Source organism: Lactobacillus sp. W8172, from assembly GCF_016102055.1.
Lineage (GTDB): Bacteria > Bacillota > Bacilli > Lactobacillales > Lactobacillaceae > Lactobacillus > Lactobacillus apis_A.
Genome location: NZ_JACFPG010000005.1, coordinates 1 through 5,669 on the forward strand (window position 1 = coordinate 1; position 5,669 = coordinate 5,669).

A 5,669-nucleotide genomic window follows, 5' to 3' on the forward strand; every position below is an offset into this window, starting at 1 on the left:
AGGGGAGATAATGTTGGTTGACTAATTGCATATAAAATAACGCAAAAACACCTTTATATTTGGCAGGCAAAATGTTACCATTTTACCTATATATATACTAGGTAGAGTAATGTTCGAGAGAGACACAATGAAAAGTATTAATAAATCCAATCCAACTGAAGAGGTTAAAAATACCAATTATAGAATGCATAAAGGCAAGAAGAACTGGGAGGAAGATAATAATCAATCACTGGTTGCTGCCATAAATACTGCTATTTCCACATTAAATGATGAGGCTGATAGTGTTAAAGACAAGATTAATAGCGATTTAGATTTATCAACGGGAGGAAAAGCTGCACAATTTGCTTTTATAGATAGATTAGTTAATGACGCAAAAACTAAGGTTCAAGAAGCAACTGATTTGAAAATGGTGAAAGTTATACTGGATAGTGAAGCTGCTAATATTAGTAACTGCTATCAGTCAGGAGATTACAAACAATTCAACAGTAAAAAGTATGCTACTAAGAAAAGACCAGTTGTTGATAGAGCAACAAAACCAGCTACTGAGAAACTAAAAGAGTCAACTTACAATGGTCTTAGCTCCTTTTTTAAAGCACCGTCAAAAGCTGAGAAAAGGGAAGCAATCACATCAACTGTTAACGGTAATAAAGAAAATGAAGTTAGAGAGGCACTACCAGGTTTAACTACTATCAACGATATAGATGAGACAGATAGTACTAGCGTTGAGAATGCCGACATTTCCACAACAGGTAAGAATATTGATCTAGAAGCTACTGCTAATGTGCCTGAAGAAGATCAGCGTTCTAGTAGTAGCAAATTTGTGAGTGTAGCAACAATTTACGAGCCTGAAAGACTTGATAATACTAAGATTAGTGCCAAAGCAGAAATTGATGCTGAAGTATCAAAAGTCTGCGCTATGATTAATACTGATTCAATTTTAAGTGAGACTCAAAAATATCAACAGGAAAAAAACGCCCAAAGAACTGGTGAAACAGTCAAAAGTAACATTGACAGTGCAACTAATAGTGAAGGGGTCGAACAAGCACTTGATTTAGCTAAACAGTTCATTCGCTTGGCTTATGTGGCTGGGACTCTCCAAGATGCCAAAGACAACGCCGAACAATCTATCGTTGCTGAAGCAGGTATTGTTAAGAAAAAAATCAATGCTGATAACTTATTGACGGTTAGTGAGAAAAACAAGCAAAAACAGGATGTTGACAAGGCAGTTGCAGATGCCAGTGCTGCAATCAATGAAAAAGTTTCAATAGAAGAAGTTTCTAAAGCAATCAAAGATGGTAAGGTTAAAACTAATGCTACTTACGTACCAGGTAAGGATCTAAATGCACAAAAAGCAATAGCGAAGGGCAAAATTGCAAGTGAGGCAAGTATTGTTAAGAGCAAAAGTGACACCGATCAAAACCTGACTACCTCAAAAAAGAATAAACAAAAGCAAGACATTGACCGCGCAGTAACTGATGCAAATGATGCAATTAATGCTGCACGAACCCTAAGTGAGATTAGTGAGGCCGTTGAAAATAGTAAGGTTAGGATTAATACTGTATATGAACCAGGTAAGGATTTAAACACTCAGAAGACTAGTGCTAAGCAAGTAATTGTCAACGAAGCAAGCATTGTAAAAAGTAAAATTAATGCTGACGAGAATCTAACCACGTCTGAAAAGAATGTACAAAAGCAACATATTGGTATAGCAGTAACTGATGCAAATGATGCAATTAACGCTGCTGCAATGCCTGATGCAATTGTACAAGCAGTTAACGACAATAGGGCCAAGATTAATACCGTTTATGTAAAAGGTAAGAAAATAAGTGCTCAAAAGATTAGTGCGAAGCAGGAAATTGTTAAAGAGGCAAACATTGTTAAGAGCAAGATTGTTTCAAATCAGAACTTGACTACCACTGAAAAGAACAGACAGAAGCAGGCTGTTGACAAGAAAATTGCTGATGTAAATAGTACAGTTGACGCTGCAATGACACCAGATGAAATTGTACAGGCGGTTAACAACGGTAAGATAAAAATCAATATAGTTTATGAGCCCGGTAAGGACTTAAACAGCCAAAAGACTTGTGCAAAACAAGAAATTGCTGACAAAGCAAGTATTATCCTGGGTGAAATTGATGCTGATCAAAATTTGACTCGCAGTGAAAAGGACAAACAGAAACAAAATTTTGACGTTGCAGTGGCTAAAATCAATATAGCGATTGAAGTTTCGACAACGCCTGATGAAGTTGTCCAAGCTGTTACCAAGGGTAATGCTAAAATTGACACTGTATATGAACCAGGTAAGGACTTGGATACTCAAAGGTCTATTGCCAAAAAGAAGATTGCTAGTGAAGCAGTAGTTGTCAAGGGAAAAATTGATAGAGACCAAAACTTGATTACAGCTGAAAAAGTCAGAGAAAAGCAAGATGTTGATAGGGAAACAGCTGAGGCTAATTTGGCAATTGAAGTTGCAGAGACACCGGACGCAGTTGTTCAAGCGATTAACGATGGTAAGGCTAACGTCAATGCTGCATATGTGCCAGGTAAAGATCTAGGCAGTCAGAAAACTAGCGCCAAACAAAAAATTGCTAATTCAGCAGATTCGGTAAATAAACAAATTGATGCAGATCAGAACTTGACTGAGGATGAAAAGAGCAAGCAGAAAAAAGATGTTGCTAAAACAGTAATTGAAGTGCATACTGCAATCGATTTAGCTACTGGACCGGATGAAATTATTCAAGCAATCATAGACGGTAAGAACAGAACTGATGCTGCATATGTATTGGGCAAAGACTTGACAGCACAAAAAGCTAGCGCTAAAGATAAACTTGACCAAGTTAAGAATGAAGTAAAAATCGAAATAGATTCTAATATTACTTTAACTAATTCTGAAAAAACATCACAAAAAGGCAAAGTTGATAAAGATGCCGTAGGAATAAAGCAACGTATTGATCTAGCTTCTGATGCTCAAGGGATTAAAGATGCATACGACCAGGGAATTGCAAACATAAAATCTGACCATAAATCAAGTGTTCTTTCAATGGTTGTCCAAAAGCAGAATGCTAAAGATCTGATTAACCAGGTTGTAATAGAAGTTAAGGAAGAAATCGATAATGATCAGACTTTAACTAACTCTGAAAAGACTATTCAAGAGAATAACGTTAATAAAAATTTTGCTAATATAGAAAATAAAATTACTGATGCAATTAATGCACAAGGTATTGTTGACGTATGTGCTCAAGGAATTGAAGAAATTAGAAGTACTCATGTACACAGCGATGTGCCACTATCTGACCAAGTGCAAGATGCAAAGGATCAAATTGATCAGGAAGTAGTTAAAGTTAAGGGAGAAATCAATTCCAGTGCTACTTTGATTAGTTCGGATAAAGTTGCTCAAAAAGCAAAAGTTGATGTGGATGCGCAAATAGCTAAAGACTCTATTGAGCTTGCAACAAACGCGCAGGGAGTACAGGATGCATTAAAAGAAGCAGTTAAAGTAATTAATGCTGATCATGTTCCTGGTACTTCGTTAAATGAACAAAAGCAATCAGCAAAGGAAGCAATTAGCCAAGAAGTCAGAACTATCACGGCAGCTATTTCTGCTGATGACACACTAATCGATACTGAAAAAGAATCTCAAACCGCAGCTGTTTCTGCAGATGAAGCTAAAACGAAAAATAATATTGATAAAGCAACCTCTGCACAAGCAATTATTGTAGCGATTGAAAATGGTATCAATTCTATTAACAATGATTATCAATCCAATAATGCTAATTTAGATCAACAATGTCAAGATGCTAAAGATCGTATTGATTTTGAAGCTTCTAAGGTAAAGAATAGGATTAAGAAGGATTCTTCACTAGATAGTAAAGTTAAAGTTGAACAAATTGCAGCTGTAGATGTTGCTGTAACGAAAACAAAGAATAATATCGATGCTTCAATTAATGCTGAGAGTATTAAAACTGTTTGCGAAAAAGGCATTGTGATTATTAGCTCAAAACACGTAACTAATTTAATTTCCTTGACTGATCAAAAGCAATATGCCAAGCAATTAATTAGAGGAGAAGCTGCTATTGTTAGGGAAGAAATCATCAATGACAAGATACTTGAAGAAAGCACCAAGACAGATCAAATAAATGCAGTTGAAGCACAAAAGCAAAGAGCATTAGATAAAGTCAATACAGCAGCTGATGCTCAAACTGTTCAAGATGAAATTATAAATAGTGTAAACATTATTCATTCACAGCACCTGTCAGGTAATGATCTTGCAATGCAAAAGCAAGCCGCTCAAAATATACTTACTCAAGAAATTGGAACTATTAAGAAGATTATTACCAATGATACTTCCTTGAGTGATACAGCTAAAACAACTCAAATTGGCAAAGCTAATTCTGAACTTCAAAAGTCTCAAAATGCTATTGGACATGCAAAGGACACTATAGAGATTAGTAGTTATATAGTTGACGGCATTAAAGCAATTAGCGCCCAACACATAGAGGGGGAGAAATTACAAGTACAAAAAGATGAAGCGATTAAAGTGATTGCTGATACTGCTACTGCAGTTAAAAATTCAATTGAGCAAGTAAAGAATATACTTGATGCTGAAAAGCAACAAACAAAACGAGCTGTTGATGATGTAGCTAATGAAGCTAAGAGAGCTGTTAAATCCTCAAATGATGCTCAGAGCATTATTAAAAATAAAGTAAATGGTGTGGAAACAGTCAATGCAGCAGCTAAAAATATTGGTTTAGCCGAGTTAAGTTTATCTGGGCAGAATACTAAGAATTCAATTATTAGCAATCAAAGTTTAACAGGTATAGCTAAAACAAAAGATGCTGATAATAAAATTAAATCTGTAGAAGCTAAAGAAAAGCAAGTTGATTCAAAATCAGGCAGTGAAGCAACACAAAGTGCGATTAACCAAGCAGACAGAGTAGCGGAAACTGAGAAAGTTAAGGCTGGCGGCCTAGCAACGATTGTGTCTGATCAAGAAACAAAAATTAATCTGGATAGTCAAAAAGCAGCAGCTAATGATTCAATCACTAAAGTGGCGAATGAAGTGAAAAACAAAGCTGCTCAGGACTCGTCGCTGACTGCAAGTGAAGTGGCATCTGCCGACCAACAAGCAGATGCTGCTATAACAGCGGCTAAGAAAAAGATTGCTCAAGCCAAAAGTACTGAAGCAATTAACCAAGCTCTGATAAGTGCGATAGCTCAAATTAATAGTGCTGCTATAAATACTGAATCACTCAAATTTAAGACGCAAGCTAAAGAAGTTATTAGCAACAAGAGTGAATCTATAAAGGAAAAAGTTGATTATTTATCAGATCTAGGCACTGCTGAAAAGAAAAGCGTAAAACACGAGATTGACCGGGCCGTTCAGAATGGTAATCTAAAAATTGATTCAGCAAATGATTCACAAGTTATAAGGGTGGTCTTTACAATTCAAGAAACAATAGACTCAATTGTTTCCAAAGCAACATCTATAGATTCTGGTGATTCATTAGAGTTCAAAGATACAAATGCCGGTTCATCCAAATTAAACGATTTAGAGTCGAGTGAAACTGATATTGAAGCAGCAGAATCAAGCGAATTAAAGGCCGAGAATACAAATAGCAATTCAACCAAAGCAAACGACTTAGAGTTGGTTGAAACGGATATTAAAGCAG

General features: G+C 36.0%; 1 protein-coding gene. It reads left to right on the plus strand.

The genetic code is table 11. The annotated features are described in order from the left end of the window. Positions 1-127: 127 nt before the first annotated feature. A partial coding sequence (locus H3R21_RS06620) for a DUF1542 domain-containing protein (protein ID WP_198183935.1) occupies positions 128-5,669 on the plus strand: 5,542 nt, incomplete at its 3' end.